General features: G+C 48.8%; 17 protein-coding genes, 10 tRNA genes and 3 rRNA genes. All 30 read left to right on the top strand.

From position 1 onward, the window contains the following. The first annotated feature begins 142 nt into the window (after positions 1-142). The 30 genes from MHB84_RS12395 to MHB84_RS12250 all read left to right on the top strand — a co-directional run bounded on the left by MHB84_RS12395 (position 143) and on the right by MHB84_RS12250 (position 24,407). A 16S ribosomal RNA gene (locus tag MHB84_RS12395) occupies positions 143-1,694 on the top strand. Between the two features lie 105 nt (positions 1,695-1,799). After that, positions 1,800-1,916, top strand: a 5S ribosomal RNA gene (rrf, locus tag MHB84_RS12390). A gap of 37 nt (positions 1,917-1,953) precedes the next feature. Further along, positions 1,954-2,030 (top strand) — tRNA-Ile (locus tag MHB84_RS12385). A 22-nt stretch (positions 2,031-2,052) separates the two neighbouring features. Further along, a tRNA-Ala gene (locus MHB84_RS12380) sits at positions 2,053-2,128 on the top strand. A gap of 138 nt (positions 2,129-2,266) precedes the next feature. Continuing rightward, positions 2,267-5,192 (top strand): 23S ribosomal RNA (locus tag MHB84_RS12375). The 16S, 23S and 5S rRNA genes sit together here with 10 tRNA genes alongside, the layout of an rRNA operon. A gap of 85 nt (positions 5,193-5,277) precedes the next feature. Beyond that, positions 5,278-5,369: transfer RNA gene (locus MHB84_RS12370), tRNA-Ser, on the top strand. 47 nt (positions 5,370-5,416) lie between these two features. Further along, a tRNA-Met gene (locus MHB84_RS12365) sits at positions 5,417-5,493 on the top strand. A 9-nt stretch (positions 5,494-5,502) separates the two neighbouring features. Continuing rightward, positions 5,503-5,578: transfer RNA gene (locus MHB84_RS12360), tRNA-Val, on the top strand. A gap of 5 nt (positions 5,579-5,583) precedes the next feature. Further along, a tRNA-Thr gene (locus MHB84_RS12355) sits at positions 5,584-5,659 on the top strand. Positions 5,660-5,668: 9 nt separating this feature from the next. Next, a tRNA-Asp gene (locus tag MHB84_RS12350) sits at positions 5,669-5,746 on the top strand. Between the two features lie 20 nt (positions 5,747-5,766). Continuing rightward, positions 5,767-5,842 (top strand) — tRNA-Phe (locus tag MHB84_RS12345). A gap of 9 nt (positions 5,843-5,851) precedes the next feature. Further along, a tRNA-Tyr gene (locus tag MHB84_RS12340) sits at positions 5,852-5,937 on the top strand. Positions 5,938-5,944: 7 nt separating this feature from the next. Next, positions 5,945-6,017: transfer RNA gene (locus MHB84_RS12335), tRNA-Lys, on the top strand. Positions 6,018-6,178: 161 nt separating this feature from the next. Continuing rightward, the gene (locus MHB84_RS12330) at positions 6,179-7,375 is read left to right on the top strand and encodes a PucR family transcriptional regulator (protein WP_076292012.1); all 1,197 of its coding nucleotides are present in this window, start codon (positions 6,179-6,181) and stop codon (positions 7,373-7,375) included. Positions 7,376-7,478: 103 nt separating this feature from the next. Continuing rightward, positions 7,479-8,603, top strand: a complete 1,125-nt coding sequence (locus MHB84_RS12325; RefSeq protein ID WP_076292011.1) for an ABC transporter ATP-binding protein — start codon at positions 7,479-7,481, stop codon at positions 8,601-8,603. Between the two features lie 288 nt (positions 8,604-8,891). Then, the gene (hprK, locus tag MHB84_RS12320) at positions 8,892-9,830 is read left to right on the top strand and encodes an HPr(Ser) kinase/phosphatase (protein WP_076292010.1); all 939 of its coding nucleotides are present in this window, start codon (positions 8,892-8,894) and stop codon (positions 9,828-9,830) included. A gap of 126 nt (positions 9,831-9,956) precedes the next feature. Beyond that, complete coding sequence (lgt, locus tag MHB84_RS12315) at positions 9,957-10,994, top strand: prolipoprotein diacylglyceryl transferase (RefSeq protein ID WP_076292009.1); 1,038 nt, start codon at positions 9,957-9,959, stop codon at positions 10,992-10,994. 6 nt (positions 10,995-11,000) lie between these two features. After that, on the top strand, positions 11,001-11,651 hold the full coding sequence (gene ppaX / locus MHB84_RS12310) for a pyrophosphatase PpaX (protein ID WP_076292008.1): 651 nt from the start codon (positions 11,001-11,003) through the stop codon (positions 11,649-11,651). Then, positions 11,648-12,169 carry an acyltransferase gene (locus MHB84_RS12305; RefSeq protein ID WP_076292007.1) on the top strand — a complete coding sequence of 174 codons (522 nt, stop codon included), beginning with the start codon at positions 11,648-11,650 and terminating at the stop codon, positions 12,167-12,169. The genes ppaX and MHB84_RS12305 overlap by 4 nt, the downstream gene beginning before the upstream one ends. A 493-nt stretch (positions 12,170-12,662) precedes the next feature. Further along, complete coding sequence (locus tag MHB84_RS12300) at positions 12,663-13,856, top strand: ATP phosphoribosyltransferase regulatory subunit (protein ID WP_076292006.1); 1,194 nt, start codon at positions 12,663-12,665, stop codon at positions 13,854-13,856. Position 13,857: 1 nt separating this feature from the next. Beyond that, the gene (gene hisG, locus MHB84_RS12295) at positions 13,858-14,517 is read left to right on the top strand and encodes an ATP phosphoribosyltransferase (protein WP_064641175.1); all 660 of its coding nucleotides are present in this window, start codon (positions 13,858-13,860) and stop codon (positions 14,515-14,517) included. Between the two features lie 106 nt (positions 14,518-14,623). Further along, positions 14,624-15,928: a histidinol dehydrogenase gene (gene hisD / locus MHB84_RS12290; RefSeq protein WP_076292005.1), complete on the top strand. Its 1,305-nt coding sequence runs from the start codon at positions 14,624-14,626 to the stop codon at positions 15,926-15,928. Continuing rightward, positions 15,921-16,550, top strand: coding sequence for an imidazoleglycerol-phosphate dehydratase HisB (hisB, locus tag MHB84_RS12285; RefSeq protein WP_063566514.1), 630 nt, complete (start codon positions 15,921-15,923; stop codon positions 16,548-16,550). The genes hisD and hisB overlap by 8 nt, the downstream gene beginning before the upstream one ends. Before the next feature lie 3 nt (positions 16,551-16,553). Then, the gene (gene hisH, locus MHB84_RS12280; RefSeq protein WP_076292004.1) at positions 16,554-17,177 is read left to right on the top strand and encodes an imidazole glycerol phosphate synthase subunit HisH; all 624 of its coding nucleotides are present in this window, start codon (positions 16,554-16,556) and stop codon (positions 17,175-17,177) included. Between the two features lie 308 nt (positions 17,178-17,485). Next, complete coding sequence (gene hisA / locus MHB84_RS12275) at positions 17,486-18,220, top strand: 1-(5-phosphoribosyl)-5-[(5-phosphoribosylamino)methylideneamino]imidazole-4-carboxamide isomerase (protein ID WP_024634114.1); 735 nt, start codon at positions 17,486-17,488, stop codon at positions 18,218-18,220. 67 nt (positions 18,221-18,287) lie between these two features. Then, positions 18,288-19,049 carry an imidazole glycerol phosphate synthase subunit HisF gene (gene hisF, locus MHB84_RS12270; protein ID WP_076292003.1) on the top strand — a complete coding sequence of 254 codons (762 nt, stop codon included), beginning with the start codon at positions 18,288-18,290 and terminating at the stop codon, positions 19,047-19,049. Then, complete coding sequence (gene hisIE / locus MHB84_RS12265; RefSeq protein WP_076292002.1) at positions 19,042-19,770, top strand: bifunctional phosphoribosyl-AMP cyclohydrolase/phosphoribosyl-ATP diphosphatase HisIE; 729 nt, start codon at positions 19,042-19,044, stop codon at positions 19,768-19,770. Before hisF ends, hisIE begins: the two co-directional genes overlap by 8 nt. 11 nt (positions 19,771-19,781) lie before the next feature. Beyond that, on the top strand, positions 19,782-20,606 hold the full coding sequence (hisJ, locus tag MHB84_RS12260) for a histidinol-phosphatase HisJ (protein WP_076292001.1): 825 nt from the start codon (positions 19,782-19,784) through the stop codon (positions 20,604-20,606). Between the two features lie 309 nt (positions 20,607-20,915). Continuing rightward, positions 20,916-21,863: a ribose-phosphate diphosphokinase gene (locus tag MHB84_RS12255; protein WP_076292000.1), complete on the top strand. Its 948-nt coding sequence runs from the start codon at positions 20,916-20,918 to the stop codon at positions 21,861-21,863. 291 nt (positions 21,864-22,154) lie between these two features. Continuing rightward, positions 22,155-24,407, top strand: a complete 2,253-nt coding sequence (locus tag MHB84_RS12250) for a helix-turn-helix domain-containing protein (RefSeq protein WP_076291999.1) — start codon at positions 22,155-22,157, stop codon at positions 24,405-24,407. The last annotated feature ends 227 nt before the right edge of the window (positions 24,408-24,634 follow it).

The raw sequence follows: 24,634 nt of genomic DNA, 5'->3' as shown, positions 1-24,634 counted from the left end.
CTGAACAACGAGTGAGTAAACATTCTGCTTGCAGAATGAACGCGAAAGTTTGAGACAAGCCTTGGCTTGGATCGACTGGAGCATAAAATGAGATTTTTAATCTCGTCAGTTTCAAAATGAGCTTATCGCTCTTTTCAATACTTTATTGGAGAGTTTGATCCTGGCTCAGGACGAACGCTGGCGGCATGCCTAATACATGCAAGTCGAGCGGACTTGATGAGAAGCTTGCTTCTCTGATAGTTAGCGGCGGACGGGTGAGTAACACGTAGGCAACCTGCCCTCAAGCTTGGGACAACTACCGGAAACGGTAGCTAATACCGAATAGTTGTTTTCTTCTCCTGAAGAGAACTGGAAAGACGGAGCAATCTGTCACTTGGGGATGGGCCTGCGGCGCATTAGCTAGTTGGTGGGGTAACGGCTCACCAAGGCGACGATGCGTAGCCGACCTGAGAGGGTGATCGGCCACACTGGGACTGAGACACGGCCCAGACTCCTACGGGAGGCAGCAGTAGGGAATCTTCCGCAATGGGCGAAAGCCTGACGGAGCAATGCCGCGTGAGTGATGAAGGTTTTCGGATCGTAAAGCTCTGTTGCCAGGGAAGAACGCTTGGGAGAGTAACTGCTCTCAAGGTGACGGTACCTGAGAAGAAAGCCCCGGCTAACTACGTGCCAGCAGCCGCGGTAATACGTAGGGGGCAAGCGTTGTCCGGAATTATTGGGCGTAAAGCGCGCGCAGGCGGTCATTTAAGTCTGGTGTTTAATCCCGGGGCTCAACCCCGGATCGCACTGGAAACTGGGTGACTTGAGTGCAGAAGAGGAGAGTGGAATTCCACGTGTAGCGGTGAAATGCGTAGATATGTGGAGGAACACCAGTGGCGAAGGCGACTCTCTGGGCTGTAACTGACGCTGAGGCGCGAAAGCGTGGGGAGCAAACAGGATTAGATACCCTGGTAGTCCACGCCGTAAACGATGAGTGCTAGGTGTTAGGGGTTTCGATACCCTTGGTGCCGAAGTTAACACATTAAGCACTCCGCCTGGGGAGTACGGTCGCAAGACTGAAACTCAAAGGAATTGACGGGGACCCGCACAAGCAGTGGAGTATGTGGTTTAATTCGAAGCAACGCGAAGAACCTTACCAGGTCTTGACATCCCTCTGATCGGTACAGAGATGTATCTTTCCTTCGGGACAGAGGAGACAGGTGGTGCATGGTTGTCGTCAGCTCGTGTCGTGAGATGTTGGGTTAAGTCCCGCAACGAGCGCAACCCTTGATCTTAGTTGCCAGCACTTCGGGTGGGCACTCTAAGGTGACTGCCGGTGACAAACCGGAGGAAGGTGGGGATGACGTCAAATCATCATGCCCCTTATGACCTGGGCTACACACGTACTACAATGGCCGGTACAACGGGCTGTGAAGCCGCGAGGTGGAACGAATCCTAAAAAGCCGGTCTCAGTTCGGATTGCAGGCTGCAACTCGCCTGCATGAAGTCGGAATTGCTAGTAATCGCGGATCAGCATGCCGCGGTGAATACGTTCCCGGGTCTTGTACACACCGCCCGTCACACCACGAGAGTTTATAACACCCGAAGTCGGTGGGGTAACCGCAAGGAGCCAGCCGCCGAAGGTGGGATAGATGATTGGGGTGAAGTCGTAACAAGGTAGCCGTATCGGAAGGTGCGGCTGGATCACCTCCTTTCTATGGAGAATCGTTTCCCGCGTGGAAACATTCAAATACAAAATCTAGCCAGGTCGGCTAGTTACTCACTCGTTGCTCAGTTTTGAGAGCTCAAACTCTCAAACGTTTGGTGGCGATAGCGAAGGGGTTCCACACGTTCCCATCCCGAACACGACCGTTAAGCCCTTCAGCGTCGATGGTACTTGGACCGCAGGGTCCTGGGAGAGTAGAACGCCGCCAAGCGTAAACCCATTACGGGTTTCAATATGATATATAATGTGGGCCCTTAGCTCAGTTGGTTAGAGCGCACCTCTGATAAGGGTGAGGCCGGTGGTTCGAGTCCACCAGGGCCCACCATGTATACCTTAAAATCTAATATGGGGCCATAGCTCAGCTGGGAGAGCGCCTGCCTTGCAAGCAGGAGGTCAGCGGTTCGATCCCGCTTGGCTCCACCAACAAGATTTTACAAGCTTGTTCTTTGAAAACTAGATATCGAAACGAAAATTGCGAATTAGAACATTCCTTTTTAAGCTGGACTTGTGTAAACAAGTTTCAATAAAAACGGTAGATTGCATTTGCTCATCTGAGCAATTGGTTAAGCTACTAAGAGCACACGGAGGATGCCTAGGCGCTAGGAGCCGATGAAGGACGTGGCGAACAACGAAACTGCCTCGGGGAGCTGTAAGCAAGCTTTGATCCGGGGGTGTCCGAATGGGGAAACCCAGCTGGGGTAATTTCCAGTTACTCATAACTGAATACATAGGTTATGTAGAGGCATACCAGGGGAACTGAAACATCTAAGTACCTTGAGGAAGAGAAAACAATAGTGATTCCGTCAGTAGCGGCGAGCGAACGCGGAGAAGCCCAAACCAGAGAGCTTGCTCTTTGGGGTTGTGGGACATCTCACATGGAGTTACAAAGGAACCGGTTAAACGAAGAGGTCTGGAAAGGCCCGCCAAAGAAGGTAAAAGCCCTGTACTTGAAAGTCTGTTCTCTCCGAGATGTATCCCGAGTAGTGCGGGGCACGTGAAACCCCGTATGAATCCGGCAGGACCATCTGCCAAGGCTAAATACTTCCTAGCGACCGATAGTGAAGCAGTACCGTGAGGGAAAGGTGAAAAGCACCCCGGAAGGGGAGTGAAATAGAACCTGAAACCGTGTGCTTACAAAAAGTCAGAGCCCGTTTTAGGGGTGATGGCGTGCCTTTTGTAGAATGAACCGGCGAGTTACGTTCCCGTGCAAGGTTAAGGTGAAGAGCCGGAGCCGCAGCGAAAGCGAGTCTGAATAGGGCGACATAGTACGTGGACGTAGACCCGAAACCGGGTGATCTACCCCTGTCCAGGGTGAAGGTGCGGTAACACGCACTGGAGGCCCGAACCCACGCACGTTGAAAAGTGCGGGGATGAGGTGGGGGTAGCGGAGAAATTCCAATCGAACTCGGAGATAGCTGGTTCTCCCCGAAATAGCTTTAGGGCTAGCCTCGGAAAACAGAGTCGTGGAGGTAGAGCACTGATTGGGTGCGGGGCCCGCAAGGGTTACCAAGCTCAGTCAAACTCCGAATGCCATAGACTTACTTCCGGGAGTCAGACAGTGAGTGCTAAGATCCATTGTCAAAAGGGAAACAGCCCAGACCATCAGCTAAGGTCCCCAAGTGTGTGTTAAGTGGGAAAGGATGTGGAGTTGCACAGACAACCAGGATGTTGGCTTAGAAGCAGCCACCATTGAAAGAGTGCGTAATAGCTCACTGGTCGAGTGACTCTGCGCCGAAAATGTAACGGGGCTAAACACACCACCGAAGCTATGGCTTGATGCTTTGCATCAGGGGTAGGGGAGCGTTGTATAAGGGTTGAAGGTGTACCGTAAGGAGCGCTGGACATTATACAAGTGAGAATGCCGGTATGAGTAACGAAAAGATCAGTGAGAATCTGATCCGCCGAAAGCCTAAGGGTTCCTGAGGAAGGCTCGTCCGCTCAGGGTAAGTCGGGACCTAAGGCGAGGCCGAAAGGCGTAGTCGAAGGACAACAGGTCGAAATTCCTGTACCACCGTAAGCCGTTATGAGCAATGGGGGGACGCAGCAGGGTAGTGACGCGGACTGATGGATGTCCGTCTAAGCAGTGAGGCTGATGTGTAGGCAAATCCGCACATCATAAGGCTGGGCTGTAATGGGGAGCGAAAATTATAGTAGCGAAGGTCATGATCTCACACTGCCAAGAAAAGCCTCTAGCCAGGTGATGGTGCCCGTACCGCAAACCGACACAGGTAGGCGAGAAGAGAATTCTAAGGCGCGCGGAAGAACTCTCGTTAAGGAACTCGGCAAAATGACCCCGTAACTTCGGGAGAAGGGGTGCCCCGGTAGTGTGAATAGCACGAGGGGGCCGCAGTGAAAAGGCCCAAGCGACTGTTTAGCAAAAACACAGGTCTGTGCGAAGCCGTAAGGCGAAGTATACGGGCTGACGCCTGCCCGGTGCTGGAAGGTTAAGGGGAGCGGTTAGGAGCAATCCGAAGCTGTGAACCGAAGCCCCAGTAAACGGCGGCCGTAACTATAACGGTCCTAAGGTAGCGAAATTCCTTGTCAGGTAAATTCTGACCCGCACGAATGGCGTAACGACTTGGGCGCTGTCTCAACGAGAGATCCGGTGAAATTTTAATACCTGTGAAGATGCAGGTTACCCGCGACAAGACGGAAAGACCCCATGGAGCTTTACTGCAGCTTGATATTGAATTTGGGTACGATCTGTACAGGATAGGTGGGAGCCTTTGAAGCAGGAGCGCAAGCTTCTGTGGAGGCACCGTTGGGATACCACCCTGATCGTATCTAGGTTCTAACCTGGTACCGTAATCCGGTGCGGGGACAGTGTCAGGTGGGCAGTTTGACTGGGGCGGTCGCCTCCTAAAGAGTAACGGAGGCGCCCAAAGGTTCCCTCAGAATGGTTGGAAATCATTCGAAGAGTGCAAAGGCATAAGGGAGCTTGACTGCGAGACCTACAAGTCGAGCAGGGACGAAAGTCGGGCTTAGTGATCCGGTGGTACCGCATGGAAGGGCCATCGCTCAACGGATAAAAGCTACCCTGGGGATAACAGGCTTATCTCCCCCAAGAGTCCACATCGACGGGGAGGTTTGGCACCTCGATGTCGGCTCATCGCATCCTGGGGCTGAAGTAGGTCCCAAGGGTTGGGCTGTTCGCCCATTAAAGCGGTACGCGAGCTGGGTTCAGAACGTCGTGAGACAGTTCGGTCCCTATCTGTCGTGGGCGTAGGAAATTTGAGAGGAGCTGTCCTTAGTACGAGAGGACCGGGATGGACGTACCGCTGGTGTACCAGTTGTTCCGCCAGGAGCACCGCTGGGTAGCTATGTACGGAAGGGATAAGCGCTGAAAGCATCTAAGCGTGAAGCCCCCCTCAAGATGAGATTTCCCAGTATGTAAGACCCCTTGAAGACGACGAGGTAGATAGGCTGGGGGTGGAAGTGCAGCAATGCATGGAGCTGACCAGTACTAATCGGTCGAGGGCTTATCCAATATGCAAGTTGTAAATCGCACATTTCGTTTCGGATCTAGTTTTCAGGGAGCAATCCTTGTAAGCATTGTTCATGATTGTCTATTTGGAGAGATACCCAAGTGGCTATAAGGGGACCCTCTGCTAAGGGGTTAGACTGCGTAAGCGGTGCGAGGGTTCGAATCCCTCTCTCTCCGCCATCTTTACCTTAAGATGGACAAGCAATCAAGATCAATATTATTAATATGGCGGTGTAGCTCAGCTGGCTAGAGCGTACGGTTCATACCCGTGAGGTCGGGGGTTCGATCCCCTCCGCCGCTACCATATTACCCAGGAGGCTTAGCTCAGCTGGGAGAGCATCTGCCTTACAAGCAGAGGGTCGGGGGTTCGATCCCCTCAGCCTCCACCATATACGCCGGTGTAGCTCAACTGGTAGAGCAACTGACTTGTAATCAGTAGGTTGGGGGTTCAAGTCCTCTCGCCGGCACCATTAATGCCTGGAACCGTGGTGTAGTTGGCCTAACATGCCTGCCTGTCACGCAGGAGATCGCGGGTTCGAATCCCGTCGGTTCCGCCATTAATCTAAAAATTTAATAAGGCTCGGTAGCTCAGTCGGTAGAGCAGAGGACTGAAAATCCTCGTGTCGGCGGTTCGATTCCGTCCCGAGCCACCATGTAATCCTGGAGGATTAGCGAAGTGGCCAAACGCATCAGACTGTAAATCTGCTCCCGTACGGGTTCGGTGGTTCGAATCCATCATCCTCCACCAGTTTTTCGAGTCATTAGCTCAGTTGGTAGAGCACCTGACTTTTAATCAGGGTGTCGAAGGTTCGAGCCCTTCATGACTCATCTTTTAAAAAGAGTGATTGATCATTAATTTGATTAATCACTCTTTTTTGTTGTAGATAAATAAATTAATAATGTGGAAACTCTAATAAAGACTGAAAAAGGCGATGCTGCGCAAGATATGATAAAATAATAGAAAAAAGCAGAGTGGTGGCGTTCATTATATGAAGCTCATACCTGATCTAAAACAACAAATCGAAGCAATTATAGGTACTACATTGGACGAATCCGTGATAACTATAGAAGAATGGAATCAATATGGATTAAGCTCAGCTTATCGTAGAACTGTTCCAGTGGCTCATAATACTCTTACAAAAGAGGCCGAAGGTTTCATAGGTGATGATGAGAAGATGGTTGGTTTGGCTAAGGATGTAAGCAGTTGGCGTACACAAGACCTTATATATTTTAAAGTCGGGATGAACGAGGAAGAAGGTACTCTTTTATATTGGGCATGTTCTGTTGATGCCGTTACGCTGGAAGTTCAGCGTTTAATTGAACTTCTCATTAGTAGTCATAAGGAATCTTTAGATGAAGAACAGCCTGTGATATATGAAAATGATAGAGAACAACAGCTTGCTGAATTGGGACAATGGCTTCGCAAACAGATTGAGCAAACAGTCCAGCAGGAGCCTATTCCAGATCGTTTTTCACTGGATGGAGAATTGAATACAGAGAAAATCCCATTTCTACTTCAATGTGAGACACCTGATGCCCATCGCATACGTTCGAAGGAATTGAATAAGTTGCTCGAAAGTTATTTCGGTGAAGAGATTATACTGATTCCTGTGGGAGCGCAGGAGTGGGTGTTTCTAGGTGATGAACAGATTGTCACTGGCGAAGCTGAAGAGGATACGACGGAAGCCAGAAAGGATTTACTGAATGCCTTTTGTCAGGGGCTCTATGAATTGGTGGCCAGTGAATGGGCGGGCGTATTTCATTTGTCTGCATCCTTACCATGTACCCCTGCAAAGCAGCTATCTCCTGTCACGGCACTTCTTCAAGAGAGTGTGCACTTGGGCAGGGCTTTCCATGTCGCACAACACATCCATCTCCCTTGGGATCTGCAACTCGAACGTTTGGTAGATAGCATTCCTGTGCAACAACGTCTTCGTTTTATACAGGAAACGGGCAAAGGTACTGTGTTATTTAGTGATAGTGAGACACTGGCTACGCTGGAGACCTTCTTCAATCTCGATTGTAATGTGAGTGAGACGGCAAAGCGACTCTTTATTCATCGTAATACTTTGGTATATCGTTTGGATAAGATCAAACAGGAGATCGGATATGATGTCAGAAACTTCGAAAGTGCTGTTCTGGTAAGGCTTTTACTGCTTATGTACAAAGTGACGAAAAAGCTTTGATATTTTTGTGCAGTTTGCGAATAGTCAAACATCATGCAAATGGGTTAATATAAAACTACAAAATGTATTCGATTACAAAATGATCTCTGAGGAGGCAACAATCATGGCTGGTGTACGTTTAGAGCATATTTTCAAAAAATACCCGGGTTCTGATAAAGCAACAGTAGTTGATATTAACCTGGACATTAAAGATAAAGAGTTTCTGGTACTGGTAGGTCCGTCCGGTTGTGGTAAATCAACAACACTGCGTATGATCGCAGGCCTTGAGGAAATTTCTGAAGGTAAACTCTATATCGGTGACCGTGTCGTTAATGACGTTGCTCCTAAAGACCGCGATATCGCGATGGTATTCCAATCCTATGCCTTGTATCCGCATATGAGCGTATACCAAAACATGGCGTTTGGTCTGAAATTGCGTAAAGTGAAAAAAGATGAGATCGACAAACGTGTACGTGAAGCAGCTAAAATCCTGGATATCGAGCATTTGCTTGAGCGTAAACCTAAGGCATTGTCCGGTGGTCAACGTCAGCGTGTCGCTTTGGGACGTGCGATCGTCCGTGATCCACAAGTGTTCTTGATGGATGAGCCTCTCTCCAACTTGGATGCTAAACTTCGTGGTCAAATGCGTGCTGAGATCACTAAACTTGCGAAACGTTTGGAAACAACCGTTATCTACGTAACGCATGACCAAATCGAAGCAATGACAATGGGTGATCGGATCGTTGTTATGAAGGATGGTATCATCCAACAAGCAGCTTCTCCAGAAGAGCTTTACAACCACCCTGCTAACCTGTTCGTAGCTGGTTTCATCGGTTCCCCGACAATGAACTTTATCTCGGGTAAATTGGCTGAGCAAGGTGCTAGCCTGCATTTCGTAGCTCCTGGTGTGGACGTTGAAATCCCACAAGGTAAAGCACAAGTGCTGAAATCAAGAGGATACATTGGTAAAGAAGTCATTCTGGGTGTTCGTCCAGAAGACATTCACGAAGAGCCAGTATTCCTGGAAGCATCGCCGAACTCTGTATTCTCTACACACGTAGACGTAACAGAGAACTTGGGTCACGAAATGCTCCTCTACTTGAGCGGTGTAGGTAACGACACTACAATCGCACGTGTAGACGGACGTTCCAACACTCGTGATGGTTCCACAGTTAAAATGGCAATTGACATGAACAAAGTTCATATCTTTGACAAAGAGACTGAAGCAAACGTTCTTCTTCAAGACTAATAGTACTGAGATTCATCGGTAACGATGGAATCTATCAGTTAACGCAATTATACATTGTAATCTGAGCCCCTTCCGTTATTGCTGGAAGGGGCTTTTTTGATTAATGGGCGGCCATGGTTCACGATTGCATTCAACACTGAATTCATTTAAGATTATTTGAAGGCTGGTTTTGTTTTGTAAAATCTGTAACCTGAAACAAACAAAATGAATGCGCTAATAATGGAATGGAATTGACGCAAAAATGCTGATGTACATAGAGAGGCAGCGAATGCTGAAAGGAAGAGACAAATGGCGAAAAAAGTGAAAGTATCTGAATTGGTACAGCAGTTCCAGCTTGAGGTCGTTTCCGGAGCTCAAGGTTTGAAGAGAGTCATTACTGTAGACGACTTAAACCGTCCTGGCCTCGAAATGGCCGGTTATTTTGAATACCATCCACAAGAACGGGTACAGCTGCTTGGGAGAACAGAGCTGGCCTTTTTTTCCATGTTGCCTGAGGCCGAGCGTCGTGATCGGATGCAGCGCCTATGCACGGAAGAAACACCTTGTATCTTGGTGACTCGTGGACTGGAAGTACCACAGGAACTGATCGAAATCAGTGAGGAGCAGAATCTGGCCGTGCTTCGCAGCAACATGGCTACAACCATTTTATCGAGCCGTATTACCGGATTCCTGGAGCGTAAGCTTGCGCCAACGGCAACGATTCATGGCGTACTGTGTGATGTGAATGGAGTCGGTATGCTAATTACGGGCAGTAGTGGTATTGGTAAGAGTGAAACGGCACTTGAATTGGTGAAGCGTGGACACCGTTTGATTGCGGATGATGCAGTTGAAATCCGGCAAACATCAGACTTCCAGCTGCACGGAACAGCACCAGAGCTCATCCGTCACCTACTTGAGATTCGGGGAGTCGGGATTATCAATGTGATGACATTATTTGGTGCAGGGGCTGTGCGTAATAATAAACGGATCACCCTGGTAGTGCGTCTAGAGGCTTGGCAGCAGGATAAGCAGTATGATCGCCTCGGTCTGGATGAGGAGACAACACGTATCATCGATACAGATGTACCTCTGGTAACCATTCCTGTTCGTCCGGGACGGAACTTGGCTGTAATTATTGAAGTTGCGGCGATGAACTATCGTCTTAAGCAAATGGGACTTAACGCTGCGCTGCAATTTACGAACAAGCTGACAGCAACGATTTCGGAAGACATGGAAGACATGGACTAAGAAGAGAAGGCTCTATTATATCATTAAAGGCCAATTGTTGATGTGTTCTACTCCTGTATAGCGTGTTGGAGACATGCAGCAGTTGGTCCTGCTTGTGAATGAGTCAATTTATAGGAGTGTGAATGAATGGATACATTATTACTGTTGAACCCCATTGCGTTCTCCATTGGAGCGTTAAAGGTTCACTGGTACGGGCTTATTCTCGGTACAGCGGCACTTGTAGGTTTGCTGCTCGTCATCCGGGAAGGCAAACGGTATAACATTCCGCAGGAAGTGTTTATGGACATGGTCCTGCTTGGTGTGCCTTCTGCCATTATCGGTGCCCGCATATACTACGTGGCATTTCGATGGGACGATTATAAGGATAATTTCTGGGATGTCTTTAAAATATGGAATGGTGGAATCGCGATATATGGCGCACTGATTGGTGCGATCATATGTGCAGTCATTTTCTTCCGTCGTAAAGGGTATAACTTCTGGCGTATGGCCGACATCTGTGCGCCTGGACTGATCGTTGGACAAATGATCGGACGCTGGGGTAACTTTGTAAACCAAGAGGCTTATGGTGGTCCAGTAGAAGAATCATTTTTGAGAGACAAGCTTCATTTGCCAGACTTTATCGTTAATCAGATGAATGTGGAAGGTGTATTCCATCATCCTGCATTTTTGTATGAATCGATGTGGAGTCTTGTTGGTCTGGTCATCTTGCTGGTGCTTCGTCGTCAGAAGTTCCTGCGTGCTGGTGAGCTGTTTATGTCCTATTTTATCTGGTACTCGATCGGTCGTTTCTTTATCGAAGCGCTTCGTACCGACAGTCTGGGATTCCAGGCTCCGCAATGGGTTGCCTCCATGGTTAATGGGTTATGGTCACCGATGACAGCTATGGGATTCGAGCAAGGATATCTTGATCCGGCCTACGGTAACGTAAGAATTTCGCAGTTGCTGGCTATTGGGATCATTATTGTTGCGATAGTCTTCATCGTTGTGAGAAGAATGACAGGCAAGGCAGATGTAAGGTATAGCGATCCAATTGTATCTTCCAAAGTTCCTTCAGAATCATCGGATGATATGGTGCACACAGGCCCGGTTGCAGGCAAAGAGGACACGGTAACTCCAGTCTCGACCAAAGAGGATCTGAAGCAAGCTGAAGAGAAAAAGGAGTAATGCAACATGGTTGACACGGTTTTGTTTGATCTGGATGGAACGATTATTGATACGAATGAACTAATTATCAACTCTTTCCTTCATGTGATGAAGGATTTGCAGTTATCTACCCCTTGGACACGCGAACAGATCATTCCTCATATGGGGGGGACACTGGAGAATCAGATGCGTACGTTCTCTGGGAAAGAGGATGTTGCGGAGTATGTCAAAGGATATCGGGCGTATAACGACGTTCATCATGAGGCGATGGTTCAGCCGTTTCCTCACGTGATTGAGGTCGTTGAAGCTCTTCATGAGGCAGGAATCGTGATGGGTGTTGTCACAACGAAGATTCGTCCATCTACACTTAAGGTGCTGGAGCGTTTCGACCTGTTGAAGTATATGAAATCGATTGTGACAGTTACGGATGTAACCAATCCCAAACCGCATCCTGAACCAGTCCTGAAGGCGATCGAAGAGTTGGGTGCGGATCCTTCCAAAACATTGATGGTGGGTGACAGCCCAGTCGATATTCAATCGGCACAGAACGCGGGTGCGCTTTCGGCAGGCGTATCCTGGTCCCTTAAGGGAGAGGCCGTATTGAGCGGCTATAACCCGGATTACATTTTGCACGACATGAAGGACTTGCTTAAGCTGATTGAAACGGAACGTTCATGAGAAAAGTAACCCGCTATCCCGTAGAAGGCCATAACGCACTTTGGCATATCTATAAGACTGTGAGTCCGTGGAAAGGCGTGCGCAATTTTATCTGGATTCAGTTGTCACGGTACTGCCCGATTCTATCGGTCAAGAATTGGATCTATCGTCGCATGCTCGGCATGAAGGTGGGTAAACATACGGCTTTTGGATTGATGGTGATGGTTGATGTTTTCTTTCCGGAGAAAATTACGGTAGGCGAAAATTCCGTGATTGGCTACAATACCACGATCCTGGCTCACGAGTATCTTATTAAAGAGTACAGACTCGGTGAGGTGATTATCGGGGAAAATGTACTGATCGGTGCAAATTCAACCATCCTGCCAGGTGTGACCATCGGAGACGGTGCGGTTGTAGCTGCAGGAGCAGTTGTTCATAAGGATGTAGCTCCGGGAGCTTTTGTTGGAGGGAATCCACTTCGTGATCTGTCTCGCTCGAATGCATCAGCGGAGGAGATTGTCATAAAGGCTGATGAGTAATGATTTTGGTTGACGGCCGAGACGGCCCACGGATATATCTGTAAAAGATCATCACAAAGAATACACGGACGAAAATTAACCTGAATGGGTTCAGTCAAGGGGAGTGCAATAAGTCGAATTGACTGGAGTAAGGAAGCTGCTGATGGCAGCTTTTTTCGTATACAAATAGTTAGACTCATGTTCAGCAATGGGATCAAAATGGAGGATATAGTACAAGCCCCCAAAGGGGCTGTATTGTTGACGATGGATAGTCATTCATGTTATCATATCCCATATCCTTTAGTTTGTTAGCACTTTACCATGTTAAAGAAAAAAGATAGAAGTAAGTATAATTAAGAATAAGTGAACACGTACTAAACATTTTCTGAAGGCTGCCTGGCAGCAACAATAAAAATTCAGGTTACAAGATAGAATGGGGATTTACATTACATAAATCCTGTTGAAATAGAACGTCTACCAATCTTAAATTACTGACTCGGGGTGAATAATACCAATGTCCAAACCAAAAGGCTTTGAAAAACCGACAGGTTTTCGTGACTATACACCACATGTGGTGACCAAGCTGCGAACCATTGAGCGGAATGTATTGGAATGCATGGAACGCTGGGGTTACCGTCAAATCATTACGCCAACGATTGAATACTACGATACCGTAGGTGTAGCGAGTTCCACATCGGATCGCAAGTTGTTTAAATTATTGAACAGCCGCGGGACTACGCTCGTACTAAGATCAGATCTGACAGCTCCGATTGCACGGGTGGTCTCTTCTCTATTAAAGGATGAGGAGCTTCCTCTGCGTTTGTCCTATCATGCGAATGTGTTTCGTTCCATTGAAGAGGAAGCGGGGCGTGAGGCGGAATTTTTTCAAACAGGTGTAGAGCTTGTCGGTGATGATTCGCCAGAGGCAGATGCAGAAGTTGTAGCACTTGCGATCGCTTCTTTGCAGGCAGCGGGTGTATCTTCCTTTAAAATTGCGATGGGTCATATGGGATTTCTGAACGGGTTACTGGAAGAAGTCATTCCGGGCCAAACGGTACAACAGGAGCAGTTGAAAGAAGGATTGCTGGGACGTGATTATGTCGGTTATCGCCAATCCATTGAAGCATTGAATCTGGAACCGAAACTGAAGGAGCAGCTTGAAGCCATTTTGCGTCTGCGTGGCGGTAAAGAAGTATGTACACACGCAGCAGAGCTGAGTTCAAGTACTGAAGCAGCACAGTCCATTGCACATCTCTGTGCAGTATTCGAAGTGTTGGAAGCGTACGGTGTTTCTGAGCATGTGCTGATTGATCTGACGATGATTGGTGATTTCTCCTATTATACAGGCATGACGTTTGAAGGGTATGCGGCAGAGCTCGGATCCCCGGTATGCAGTGGCGGACGATATGATAATCTGTTACAACAGTTTGGCCGTTCATTACCGGCTACAGGATTTGCACTCAAAACAAACCGTATTATCGATGGTGTTCATGGAATTACGATGGAAGAGAAGAAGCCTGTACTTATTCAATATACTTCGGAACACCGAGCTGAGGCTCTAACAGAGGCGGCGAGACTACGCAGCATTGGTCAGAATGTAGTAACATACCTCCTTCCTAAAGATGGGGCAGAGGCTCTAACAGGAAACAAATCAATTCAGGCTGAGCAGGTTATCACGTACGGATCTGAAAATGGAGGGGAACGCTAAGATGTCGGATATTTTGAAGGTAGCTATGCCGAAGGGCCGAATCTATAAGAAAGCCTCCAAACTGTTCCGTGAAGCAGGGCTTGATATTCCGGTAGACGTGGACGATACGCGCAAGCTGGTCATCGAAGTGCCGGAAGCGGGGATGGAGTTCATCATGGCGAAGCCCGTAGACGTGCCAACGTATGTGGAGTATGGAGTAGCGGATATAGGGATTGTGGGTAAAGACGTTCTGCTTGAGGAAAATCGGGACGTGTACGAATTGTTGAACCTGGGAATCGCCCAGTGCCGCATGTCTGTTATTGGACTACCGGACTGGACACCTGGCATTCAGCAGCGTGTGGCAACAAAGTACCCGAGAATCGCTTCCCAGTATTTCCGCGAGCAAGGACAGCAGGTGGAAGTTATCAAACTGAATGGTTCGATCGAACTGGCGCCGCTGATCGGGCTGGCTGACCGAATCGTCGATCTGGTAGAGACGGGACAGACGCTGCGTGAGAACGGACTCGTGGAGATGACGGGCATTCTGGATATCACAAGCCGCCTTATTGCCAATCGGGTCAGCTATCGGATGAAGAACGCACGAATTCAGGCATTATGCGATGCTCTCCAACAGGTCATTCCAGCCTCGAATGAGGTGTCGGCGGGGATTTTTCGAGGATAAATCAAGCATGTAAGATGGACGGAAGTAACTAATCGCTGATTGATTATATAGCATAAACGGGTTTTAGTCGCATCACAGGCACTACAGGGATAGGGAGGATGTACGCATGAAAATTGTACCTGCACGGGAATTTGATCTGAAGCGGGAAGTGGAATATGGTACACCGGAGCAAAATGAAACGGTACGGCGCATTGTCAGCGACATTCGCCGGGAAGGAGATGCGGCACTGCTGCGTTACACAGAGCAGTTGGACCGCACGAAGCTGACGGCCGCGGAGCTGCGCGTGCCGCAGGAAGAGCTGCAGGCAGCTTATGCAGCCGTAGAGCCTTCCTTCGTGACGGCGATCCGTCAGGCCGCCGCTAACATTCGTGCTTTTCATGAGAAGCAGAAACGCAACTCATGGATGGATTGGCAGCCGGACGGCAGTCTGCTGGGCCAGGTGATCCGGCCGCTGAAGCGGGTCGGCGTGTATGTACCTGGCGGCAAAGCAGCGTACCCTTCGTCGGTGCTGATGAATGTGATTCCGGCACAGGTGGCTGGCGTGCCGGAGATTGTGTTGGTGACGCCGCCGTCAACGAACGGCGGCGAAGGCATTAACCCGTACATTCTCGTGGCTGCTGCGGAAGCAGGCGTGAGCGAGATGTATAGGGTTGGCGGCGCTCAGGCGATCGCCGCCCTCGCTTACGGCACGGAGAGCATTGCCCCGGTCGACAAGATCTGTGGACCGGGCAATATATACGTGGCGCTCGCGAAGCGCGAAGTGTACGGCGCAGTCGATATCGATAGTATCGCCGGGCCGAGTGAGATTGTGGTGCTCGCCGATGAAACGGCGAATCCGGTATATGTCGCCGCCGACCTGTTGTCGCAGGCGGAGCATGACGAGATGGCATCGGCCATTCTCGTCACAACCTCGGCTGTGCTGGCGGAAGCCGTGCAGGCCGAAGTGCGGCAGCAGCTAGAAGTGCTGCCGCGGCGTGATATCGCTGCTGCTTCCGTGGAGCAGTATGGCGCAATTATTGTGGTCGATTCCATCGATGAGGGAATCGATGTGGTGAACAGGCTCGCACCGGAGCATCTGGAGATCATGGTGCAGGAGCCTATGGCTTACGCTGGCCGAATCGAGAATGCCGGAGCGATCTTCCTCGGCCCGTATAGCTCGGAGCCGGTAGGGGATTATTTTGCGGGACCGAATCACATTATTCCGACAAATGGAACAGCCCGATTCAGTTCACCTGTGGACGTGGATGATTTTATCAAAAAATCGAGTTTGATCTATTACAGCAAGGAAGCATTACTCCAAAATGGATCGGCTATTATAGAGCTGGCCCGGCATGAAGGGCTCGAAGGACACGCCCGTGCGATCTCTGTACGGTTAGAACAGGAAGGAAAGGCGGAATCGGATAATGGATAAGCAGAATAATGGTTTGGACCTTCAGAACAAGGGTGCTGTACGTCAGGCAGAGGTAGACCGCAAAACAAATGAAACGAACATTCAGCTTTCTTTTGCCGTAGATGGAACCGGGCAATCCGAGATTGAAACGGACGTACCTTTCCTGAATCATATGCTCGATCTGTTCACAAAGCATGGACAATTCGATTTGAACGTACAGGCGCGTGGCGATGTTGATATTGATGACCACCACACGGTGGAGGACATCGGGATCTGTCTGGGACAGACTCTTCGTGAAGCATTGGGTGACAAGCGGGGCATCAAACGTTATGCGAGTGTTTTTGTGCCGATGGATGAGGCTCTCGCTCAGGTAGTCATCGATGTCAGCAACCGCCCTCACTTTGAGTACCGCGCACAATACCCGTCTCAGCAAGTGGGCAGCTTCTCAACCGAGCTGGTACATGAGTTTCTGTGGAAACTGGCGCTGGAAGCGCGCATTACATTGCACGTTATCGTGCACTACGGACAAAATACGCACCACATGATCGAGGCGATCTTCAAAGCACTGGGACGTGCATTGGATGAGGCAACAACGATTGATCCACGTGTAACGGGTGTGCCTTCCACGAAGGGAGTGCTGTAGACGATGGCGATTGCAATTGTCGATTACGGTATGGGGAACCTGCACAGCGTCGGCAAAGCAGTCGAACGTCTTGGCTACGAAGCGCTGGTCACAGGTGACCGGGATGCGATTCTTGGTGCAGATGGTGTGATATTGCCAGGTGTAGGTGCATTTGGCGATGCCATGGTTCACTTGAGAGAGAGTGGTTTGGACGCAGTGGTGAAGGAAGCGGCAGCTGGACCAACACCGCTACTCGGCATCTGTCTGGGCATGCAGCTGTTGTTCAGCTCTAGCGAGGAGCATGGCGAGCATGAAGGATTGAATATTTTGCCGGGTAAAGTTGTGCGATTCGCACCGGGAGAATTAAAGGTTCCGCATATGGGCTGGAATCGATTGCAGTTCCTGCACCCGGAAAATCCGCTATTCGCGGGGCTTGAGGCAAGTCATGTCTATTTTGTCCATTCATATCATGCACGTACGGACGTAGAGAGCGATCTATTGGCAGTAACGGATTACGGACATCCGGTTACGGCGATTGTTGGCAGAGGCTCCAATTTCGGCATGCAGTTCCACCCGGAGAAGAGCGGGGAGCTGGGGATGAAGCTGTTTGGAAACTTCCTGGCGTTGACTGGACGACCTAATGCGTAACCATAATTCGCGATCCTATGATTTTTTAATTTCATCCTTATAAAATAATACGTAGCTAAACTTATATAAAATCTAATCTATATAAATTGAACTAATCATTTACACGATAACGGAGAGGACAGAAATAACCTGAAGAAGCGAGGCGTTCGCCTTTATCCCCGGATTTTCCCCTTTAAATAAGGGATTCAAAAAAAATCTGGGGATAACAGCGATCGGAAGGTTGTTCTGTCATCGGAGTGGCAAGTGTAAATATTCTCTAGTTTCAATTTATATAGAGCACAAATATGAATATATTCAGGAGGCCTTGTATGTCATCTTTTATCATATATCCGGCAATTGATATCCGGGACGGCAAATGTGTAAGACTGGTGCAGGGAGATTACAATCAGGAAACGGTATATAACGATGACCCGGTTCAAGTTGCTCTTTCCTGGGAGAAGCAAGGTGGTACATACGTTCATCTGGTAGATCTGGACGGTGCAAAAGCAGGTCATCCCGTGAATGATGAGCTGATCGGGCGTATCGCTTCGGCCGTAAACGTGCCTGTTCAGGTCGGTGGAGGCCTTCGTACAGTGGCTGATGTAGAACGCCTGCTGGGTCTCGGCGTGAGTCGCCTTATTATCGGAACAGCTGCGATTGAGGATCGTGCTTTTACAGAAGAAGTACTGGGACGATATGGAGACAAAGTAGCTATTGGTATCGATGCACGCAATGGCTATGTGGCGACACGTGGATGGCTGGAGACATCGGAGGTCCAGGCTGAGGTACTGGCAAAGGAGTTGGCGGCATTCGGTGCCGAAACCTTCATCTTCACAGACATCTCTCGTGATGGTATGATGCAGGGCCCTAACGTGGAAGCGATCGTATCTCTTGCGAAGGCAAGTGGCCGTACGGTGATTGCTTCCGGTGGAGTTAGTGTTATGGATGATCTGCTTCGTTTAAGCAAACATGCGGAAGATGGTGTCGGAGGAGCAATCGTAGGAAAAGCGCTGTATACTGGCAGTATTGATCTGTCTGAAGCGGTACGTGCGGTAAATAAATAATAGCGATACTATATAGGCTCAAATAACATTTGCACGATAACGATCATCAGGAGAGAGGAAGAGGAGCATGCTGGCAAAAAGAATCATTCCTTGTCTGGACGTGAAGGACGGCCGGGTTGTCAAAGGCGTTAACTTCGTCAATCTCCGCGATGCGGGTGATCCGGTGGAGCTGGCGGCGCTATATGACCGCGAGGGTGCGGACGAACTGGTGTTTCTCGATATCTCCGCTTCGGTGGAAGGCCGCGAAACGATGGAAGAAGTGGTGCGGCAAACCGCAGGCGAGATCGCCATTCCTTTTACCGTAGGCGGAGGGATCTCCAAGGTGGAAGACATGAAGCGCATTCTGCGTGCAGGAGCGGACAAGATTGCGATAAATACGGCAGCTGTGCTTAATCCTCAGCTGATTGCAGAAGGAGCACGCCGCTTTGGTTCCCAGTGTATCGTCGTTGCAATAGACGCCAAGTATAATGAGGCTTGGGGCGAATGGGAAGTGTACACGCATGGTGGACGTAAACCTTCAGGAATTAAGGCGCTGGACTGGGTTAAACAGGCGGAGACCTTAGGCGCTGGCGAAATTCTGCTGACAAGCATGGACGCGGACGGAACGAAGGACGGATTCGATCTGAAGCTGACTGCAGCGGTATCCGAATCGGTACGTATTCCGGTCATCGCTTCAGGCGGTGCAGGAAAGGAATCCCATTTCTATGATGTGTTTACGACAGGCAAAGCGGATGCAGGTCTAGCAGCAACGATATTCCATTACAAAGAAATCGCCGTTCCGGCGTTAAAACAACATTTGAGAGAGCAAGGGGTGGAGATCCGTGACTAATGTAAGCAATGAGATTAAGGAGCAGTTATCCTTGGAGCAGGTTGTGGAACACATTCGTTGGAGCGATGGTTTGGTACCTGCCATTGTGCAGGATGCAGAGACACGCCAAGTTCTGATGATGGCTTATATGAATCGTGAATCCCTGAAATTGTCGCTTGAATCCGGTGAAACGTGGTTCTGGTCACGCTCGCGTCAAGAGCTGTGGCACAAGGGCGCAACTTCAGGCAACGTACAGACGATTACTTCATTGAAATACGATTGTGATGGTGACACCTTGCTAGTTGAAGTAAAACCGAATGGACCTGCTTGCCACACCGGAGCGGTGACGTGTTTCCATAATGAAATCGTGGGCTTGCCAGAGCAATCAGCAGACCAGGCTTCAGGCGATTTTAGTGCAACTACTGCAAGTGCTAGCTCCGGAAGTCGTTTTGAAGTACTGGCTGAACTGGAATCGGTCATTGCAGAGCGTGAACGTGAGCGTCCGGAAGGTGCATATACGACGTACCTTTTCGATAAAGGCGTTGATAAAATTCTGAAAAAAATCGGTGAAGAAGCGTCCGAGACGATCATTGCCGCCAAAAATAAAGACAATGACGAGCTTCGTCTTGAGGTCAGTGACCTGATGTACCACTTGCTCGTTCTGTTGCAAGAGCGCAAGCTGCCGCTGGATGACATCATGTCAGAGCTGAGCCGTCGCCACGAGCGGCCACGCCGCGATTAGGAGGCGAGCCTGTGCGTATAGACTATCATACACACCATGAGCGGTGTGGTCATGCGGTTGGCAAGCTGGAGGCTTATGTACAGCGTGGGGTGGAGATTGGGCTGTCGCAGATCGGGCTGTCGGATCACATGCCTTTGCTGCATGTAGACCCCGCTCACTATTATCCTGAGATGGCAATGCCCATGGATGAGCTGCCGCGTTACGTGGAAGAGTGTTTTTCTCTGAAAGAGCGGTACCGTGGTCAGATCGATGTGCGTGTCGGCCTGGAAGGCGACTATATTGAAGGCTGGGAGACCGAAATCCGGGCCATTATTGAACGCTACCCATGGGACTATGTGATTGGATCGGTTCATTTTCTCGGGGAATGGGACATTACGGATTTTCGCCAGACCCATCATTGGGAAGGCAAAGACGTACTAGGAGTCTATCGTCAGTACTATGATGCTGTGAGCAAAGCGGCAGCGACGGGAATGTACGATATTATGGGTCATACAGATGTGATCAAGCGCTTTGGCTTCACTCCGGCACCAGAGCAGACTGAAGAGCGTATAGCCCTTGAAAACGCAGCACTACAAGCTATCGCAAAAAGTGGCTGTGCTATGGAGCTCAATGCATCAGGATTATCGAAGCCCTGCGCAGAGATGTTCCCTGGTCGCCGGATGTTAACGGAGGCCATTCGATTGGGAATTCCGCTGACCCTTGGCTCCGATGCACATGATCCGCTGAAGCTAGGGGATTATCTACCTGAGGCCGAGGCGCTCTTGCATGAGCTGGGCTGTACGGAGGTAGCCGTTTTTGAAGGCCGACAGCGCTCGTTCCTTTCTTTAAATGTATAAGGCAGTGGAGTATAATGAGGGTAGGAAATAACCTTTTTAGAGGTAGTTCAAAAATGTCCGCTTTTGATTACGAAGGATGCCTAATGGCATCATCAGCATCGAAGCTGGAATTCAGCCGAAATAAGTGGGAGGCTTACGAAGAATGTTTCCTTCGGAAACTTTGTGGTTGCTCACGTAGTTTTGCCTACGCTCCGCTACTCCATTTCTAGCTTTATCCCATCTTCTCGGTACTGAAAACCGGCCTTTTTGAACATTCACTTTTAGACTGATAAAGGATTATATTGGGACTTCAACCCTCGGGAGGGCATTATGCAGCATTCGTTACGTATTTTTTCCGGTTCATCGAACCCTAAGCTGGCAGAACAGGTATGCGACAAGCTGGGTGTACAACTAGGCAAGATCAAACTGTCCCGGTTCAAGAGCGGAGAAATATACGTTCACTACGAAGAAACGATCCGCAACTGTGATGTGTTTCTAGTTCAATCATTATCTCATCCGATCAATGAGTTGTTCGTAGAACTGCTCGTCATGATTGATGCAGCTAAAAGGGCTTCTGCCCGTACGGTAAATATTATTGTTCCTTATTACGGATATGCCCGTCAGGAACGCAAGTCTGCTCCGCGTGAGCCGATCTCTGCCAAGATGGTTGCGGATGTGTTAACTACTGCTGGGGCAAACCGGGTAGTTACCATTGATCTGCATGCAGCGGCAATTCAAGGATTTTTCAATATTCCTGTGGATCACATGACATCATTGGATCTCATCAGTGATTATTTGCTGAGTAAAGGGATTGAAAATCCGGTGGTTGTTTCCCCTGATGCGGGACGAGCCTCGATGGCAGAGAAACTGGCGAATCGTCTGGATTCACCTTTTGCCATTATGATTAAGAAGCGTCCAAGCCACAATGAATCGATTATTACGCACGTTATTGGGGATGTTGAAGGTCGAACTCCAATTATTATTGAGGATCTGATCGATACCGGAACGACAATTCTCAATGTTGTTGAAGGGTTGAAGGAGCGAGGCTCCAAAAACGTATATGTATGCGCAACACATGGTCTGTTCTCGGACGGAGCACTAAGTAAGCTCAATCACCCGTCTATAGCCGAGGTGGTAGTCACAGACTCCATCGCACTGCCGGATGACCATCCCGAATGCTTCAAAGTGTTGCCCGTAGCTCCAATGCTTGCGCGTGCTGTTCGCATTATTGTGGATGGTGGCTCCATGGCGACATTGTTTAAAGATTCAGGGATTTAATCATGACCACAGATTTGTGCGAATTCAGGTGTATTGTACCGTGTTTGAGTAGTTTGCTGCTCAGCACGGTTTTTATTTTTTATGATGGATTAGGATAGAGATGCGGATGAGTCAAGGAGAAAGAGGGAATCGATTACTCATTTGCTGCCTAGGGGCTTGTGCTATAATAACTTAAAATTGATTTTATGGCTGCGTATATAGGGAATTCAATCCCAGAGATGTAACTGATGTGATGAACAGTAGAACCACGGCTATTATACAACGGTGTCGTGGAGTGAGGAGTGGGGTTTATTGTCCCGGACTTGGTATTATCGTTTACTGTTTTCTTATTTTCCTATTTTCTTTCTTACCATGACCGTACTCATTTTTATCGCTTTTGTTTTCATTAATGACATCTCCAGGGAAGAAACAAGGAAAGCAGACCGTATCTCCTCCAGCTATTTGGTGGACAGTCTGGATCGGACGATCCGGGATATTGAGTTGTCGGTTATGGAAGCGGTGCAGAGTGAGCAGGCCTATAAGTACTATTTTAATAGCCAGAACCAGGTGGGCGAAGAAACCGTGTATAGCATTGCTCAAAGCTTGCGCGAGCTGACGAGTTCCAACCCTTGGATCCAATCCATTTATTTGTATGACAAGAAAAATGAAAGCGTTTTAACCTCAAGTGGTTCTAAGGATGTAGACAGCTTTTCAGACAAGGCGTGGATCGACCGAATCGACTCTGGTTCTCTTACTTCAGGCTGGCAGCCTGTCAGGGAATTCGATGCAGGAGTTAATCAGCGTACGCCTATTCGGGTGTTGACGGTGGATAAGGATATGCCCTTGCCATTTGGCTCCGATGGGGCGCTTGTCATTAATATCAAGATGAGCAGCATCGAGCAGAGCATTGATAGTATGGTTAATGGGCAGCTTTCATTCATGAGCATTCTTGACCGTGACGGTCAGATTGTTTACGATGCGCATTCAGATCGTGAAGGTGCTGTAGAAGGCCAAGAGCTGAACACTCTTTCGCTGGAAAGATTGGGTTGGACGATCTCCAGTGGGATCAAGGAGGGGAACTTATATGGTTGGGTCTCGGTGGTTTCCTATGTATGGGTGATTATTGCGGTTGTTACCGTCATTTGTGCGATCGTTTATATTATCTATATCACTCGTCGCAACTATAAACCCATCCAGATTATTATGAATCGGATTGAGGCGCATCAGATTCGGGTGCTAGAGCAATCAGGCTCACGGACCGATGAGATGAAATTGATTGATGGCGTGTTGGAAAACCTAATAAACCATATGATGGATTCGGATAAAAAGAGCAGGGAAAACGTGCTGCTGCAGCGCAGCAAACTATTTAACGATCTGCTGAATGGGGAGAATCTGGATCATGCGGTAGAGCGATTAAAGGATCTTTCCCCGTTAACTGGCGTGGATACTTCGTCATGCTTCGCTGTTGTGGTTGGCGAAATCAACCGATATGAGAAGGGATTCCAGGAACGGTTTACGAGAGGTGAGCAGAATACACTCAAATTTGCGTTAATGAATGTGCTGCAGGAGCTCTCACGCAATGCGGGTATGCAATGCTGGACAGAATGGGTCAGCTCGGATCAGATTGCGATTCTTTTCCTGTCCACAGACGGTAACCTGGATATGACGGAGCAAATTCGCTTAGTTGCGGAGGAATGCCGATCCTGGGTTGAGCAGAATCTGCGTATATCATTGAGTTTCGGTATCGGACCGATCGCGGAGGGCATCAAGGCTATTCGAGAATCATACGTGGCGGCTGAGACTGTGATGCACCGCAGATTGCTGAGAGACGGTGATGTTGCTCTGGCTGGATATGGAGAAACTCAGCAGCAGCTGCTTGATACCTATACCTATTTGCAGATGATTGCTGATTTTGTTAAACGGTTTCGGATGTCGAGTAGTCAGTGGCGTGATCAACTGGAAGAGATCTTTGCGGCTTTTGAACGTGATAAGCTGCCAGATGATGAGATTCACTCCTTGATTCAGGCGATGCTACAGATGCTCAGCCGGGAAGTAGCGGTCATGTCCGAACAGCTGCAGGAAAAATTATCGGAGGAAAACATAAACAAGTGGTTGATGCTGATGAAAGAAGCGGAGACACTTGAAGGTGTGAAAGACATTCTGTTTGATGACCTGACGGACTTGTTCAGAACTTATGTGTCGGTAACCGAAACCAAGAGCTACAAAGCGATGGTCAATGAAATGAAAAACTATATCGAGGAACAGTTTGCGAATCCTGATCTTTCGCTGAAACATCTGAGCGATCGATTCCAGATTACCGGCAAACATGCAAGTTATTTGTTCAAGACAGAGTTCAATATGAAGTTTGTAGACTTCCTTACAGAATTGCGGATGAAGGAAACGGAGCGTCTTCTGCGGAGTACGGATCTTTCCCTACAGGACGTTGCCTTGAAGGTGGGGTATGCCAATGGAATAACCTTGGGACGTGTATTCAAACGGGTTGAGGGTATTACACCGGGAGACTATCGCCGTATGAAACGTGAACAACACGATCCCGAGTCGTAATTCAAAGGCTCATGCTACGCATTATACCGTGCTAAGCACAGGGTGGAATTCATGCAGGTTTTTCTCAGGAGAAGCCATGTAGGAGTCCGCCTTTTTTTGCTGCTAGTGTATGCCTGTATTCCGTCTTGGAAGCTTGCGCTTATGCAAGAAACCCTTGATTTACGCCAGTTTTCGGGTCCTTTACGAATATAGTCAGTCTGCGAAAATCGTCGCTCGGGATAAACCAT

It is taken from the genome of Paenibacillus sp. FSL F4-0087, assembly GCF_038020215.1.
Classification (GTDB): domain Bacteria; phylum Bacillota; class Bacilli; order Paenibacillales; family Paenibacillaceae; genus Paenibacillus; species Paenibacillus taichungensis.
This window is presented reverse-complemented; position numbering and strand designations above follow the sequence as displayed.

What these genes read in the sequence shown, in the direction of transcription:
- hisF (WP_076292003.1), top strand. Translation starts at nt 18,288, where the DNA reads ATGCTGGCAAAAAGAATCATTCCTTGTCTGGACGTGAAGGACGGCCGG.
- hprK (WP_076292010.1), top strand. Translation starts at nt 8,892, where the DNA reads ATGGCGAAAAAAGTGAAAGTATCTGAATTGGTACAGCAGTTCCAGCTT.
- hisG (WP_064641175.1), top strand. Translation starts at nt 13,858, where the DNA reads ATGTCGGATATTTTGAAGGTAGCTATGCCGAAGGGCCGAATCTATAAG.
- hisB (WP_063566514.1), top strand. Translation starts at nt 15,921, where the DNA reads ATGGATAAGCAGAATAATGGTTTGGACCTTCAGAACAAGGGTGCTGTA.
- MHB84_RS12325 (WP_076292011.1), top strand. Translation starts at nt 7,479, where the DNA reads ATGGCTGGTGTACGTTTAGAGCATATTTTCAAAAAATACCCGGGTTCT.
- MHB84_RS12330 (WP_076292012.1), top strand. Translation starts at nt 6,179, where the DNA reads ATGAAGCTCATACCTGATCTAAAACAACAAATCGAAGCAATTATAGGT.
- MHB84_RS12305 (WP_076292007.1), top strand. Translation starts at nt 11,648, where the DNA reads ATGAGAAAAGTAACCCGCTATCCCGTAGAAGGCCATAACGCACTTTGG.
- MHB84_RS12300 (WP_076292006.1), top strand. Translation starts at nt 12,663, where the DNA reads ATGTCCAAACCAAAAGGCTTTGAAAAACCGACAGGTTTTCGTGACTAT.
- hisH (WP_076292004.1), top strand. Translation starts at nt 16,554, where the DNA reads ATGGCGATTGCAATTGTCGATTACGGTATGGGGAACCTGCACAGCGTC.
- hisD (WP_076292005.1), top strand. Translation starts at nt 14,624, where the DNA reads ATGAAAATTGTACCTGCACGGGAATTTGATCTGAAGCGGGAAGTGGAA.
- hisA (WP_024634114.1), top strand. Translation starts at nt 17,486, where the DNA reads ATGTCATCTTTTATCATATATCCGGCAATTGATATCCGGGACGGCAAA.
- lgt (WP_076292009.1), top strand. Translation starts at nt 9,957, where the DNA reads ATGGATACATTATTACTGTTGAACCCCATTGCGTTCTCCATTGGAGCG.
- MHB84_RS12255 (WP_076292000.1), top strand. Translation starts at nt 20,916, where the DNA reads ATGCAGCATTCGTTACGTATTTTTTCCGGTTCATCGAACCCTAAGCTG.
- ppaX (WP_076292008.1), top strand. Translation starts at nt 11,001, where the DNA reads ATGGTTGACACGGTTTTGTTTGATCTGGATGGAACGATTATTGATACG.